Below are 253 nucleotides of genomic sequence, written 5' to 3' on the forward strand. Positions count from 1 at the left end.
CGGCCGAATTTGGCGCGCAGCGACCTGGACAAGCTGCTGTCGGAGCTGGCGGACGACCCGGTGGGTGGCTTGCTGGCGGTACCGGCGCGCGATACCCTCAAGCGTGCCGATGGCAGCGGCCGGGTAAGTGCTACCGTGGACCGCAGCACCATCTGGCAGGCCTACACACCGCAGATGTTCCGCCTTGGGGCACTGCACCGGGCGTTGGCCGAGTGCCTGGTGTCGGATGTGGTCGTGACGGATGAAGCCTCGG

The 253-nt window shown here is 68.0% G+C and carries 1 protein-coding gene; it reads left to right on the plus strand.

All coding sequences use genetic code 11. The features are described from left to right. On the plus strand, window positions 1-253 hold a 253-nt coding region (locus SB756_RS32795), incomplete at both ends, for a 2-C-methyl-D-erythritol 4-phosphate cytidylyltransferase (RefSeq protein WP_410913603.1).

The organism is Pseudomonas sp. SIMBA_068, from assembly GCF_046534705.1.
GTDB lineage: Bacteria > Pseudomonadota > Gammaproteobacteria > Pseudomonadales > Pseudomonadaceae > Aquipseudomonas > Aquipseudomonas putida.